Genomic DNA, 1,445 nt, shown 5'->3' with positions numbered 1-1,445 from the left:
CTGCCAGTTCAAACGCTATCCTTCGACACTGCGTGAATAAAAACCGGGTGAGAGACCGATTCCCACCCCCTAAAAGCGGACATTTGAACTTGGCCAGTAAGCGGACATTTCAAAATGGCTTTGACAAACTGGTATGTTTGCCGGTGTTGCGCTTTCTGGCGTCTCATCGACGGTCGATCAGTGCTTGCAGGCCGATTTTGCGCAACAGAAACCGGCCGTCGAGCTACGCAACACCTATTCGGATATTTGGCTCAACATCCGGTTCAGAACTTGTCGTGCAAATTCGGGCGCGGTTTTCCTCGCATCCTCGTTCGTGACAAACGCAGAGGTCCGATAGCCAAGGTAGTACAGATGGAAACCATCGCGCTCGCATTGGAGAGTCATGTCGTTGCTCGCGAATAGCGCAGTCTGCGGCCCGGTTAAGCCGTCGCCGTTCCACTCCTGTTGAACTAACGCAGCGTCCTTTTGACTTGATCCATACAATTCAATTTTCATCAATATTTCCGTTTTTGGCGTCACGCAACAGCGCGCCGCATGTACCAAGAATCAACTAAACGAACGCGCGCGTGTTTTTCTTCGCATCGCTGTCGCCCCCCCGACAGGGTGCCGGCAACATAGCAATGACTTGCATGGCGCGGCGGGGCGCAATTGGCGCGCTATATAATCGGTCGGGGATGCGCGCTCACCGTACCACGAGACCGGGTCCCGAGATAACTGAACGGCATTATGGCCGGTGCGCTGCGAAACTCATAATTGCTTCCGCCCCATGGAAACCACGAGCCTAGAACGTGCGGTGTGCTTCTGCGACCGCGTCGCGAAGGTCTAAGCCCGCCAATGGCCCGTTTAATTCGACCGACGGCGGAGCAGCAGGCGATCGTCGATGCTGTTTCCACTGGCGGCAACATAAAAATCAAAGCGTACGCTGGCGCGGGAAAAACCTCGACACTACGTCTTGTCGCAGACCGTCTTTCACATCGACGCGGCACCTATCTCGCATTCAACCGGGAAATCGCAGAGCATGCGAGGCGCGGCTTTCCCCCAAACGTCGCATCAGGGACGGTCCACTCGCGTGCCTACAGATCGGTCTCATCTGCGCTCAGCGCTCGGGTGAATCTACCGGCAGAGCCGCCACAAGAACTCGCGGCCCGTTATGGCCTCGGTCCGGTCGAGGTACCACTCGTCACGGGCAAGGTCGTCGAGATCACGCCATTTGAGATAGGTCGCATGATCGTCGATGGCCTTGGCAGATTCTGCCGTTCGGCTGACGACACGCCGAACGCGCTTCACGTTCCGGTCGACGAGAAGATCGACGCGAAAGCTGCGTATTTCGGATGAACGTGACCGGCCGTTTCGGGATCGTGACCGGGGATTTCGGCAACGTGACCGGTCATTTCGGGAACGTGACCGAGCGGACCGGACGGCAGGATTGGCGTTGCGCATGACAT

At 57.0% G+C, this 1,445-nt stretch carries 2 protein-coding genes; one reads left to right on the top strand and one right to left on the bottom strand.

The genetic code is table 11. The features are described from left to right. Window positions 1–234 precede the first annotated feature (234 nt). Complete coding sequence (locus ACLFKU_RS43410) at window positions 235–495, bottom strand: hypothetical protein (RefSeq protein WP_410853351.1); 261 nt, start codon at window positions 493–495, stop codon at window positions 235–237. Between the two features lie 339 nt (window positions 496–834). On the opposite strand from ACLFKU_RS43410, the gene ACLFKU_RS43405 reads away from it, so the two are divergent. After that, window positions 835–1,335, top strand: a complete 501-nt coding sequence (locus tag ACLFKU_RS43405; protein WP_410853350.1) for a hypothetical protein — start codon at window positions 835–837, stop codon at window positions 1,333–1,335. Window positions 1,336–1,445 lie beyond the last annotated feature (110 nt).

The organism is Paraburkholderia sp. EG304 (genome assembly GCF_046543485.1).
GTDB classification, from domain to species: Bacteria; Pseudomonadota; Gammaproteobacteria; order Burkholderiales; family Burkholderiaceae; genus Paraburkholderia; species Paraburkholderia youngii.
This window is presented reverse-complemented; position numbering and strand designations above follow the sequence as displayed.

What these genes read in the sequence shown, in the direction of transcription:
- ACLFKU_RS43410 (WP_410853351.1), bottom strand. Translation starts at nt 495, where the DNA reads ATGAAAATTGAATTGTATGGATCAAGTCAAAAGGACGCTGCGTTAGTT.
- ACLFKU_RS43405 (WP_410853350.1), top strand. Translation starts at nt 835, where the DNA reads ATGGCCCGTTTAATTCGACCGACGGCGGAGCAGCAGGCGATCGTCGAT.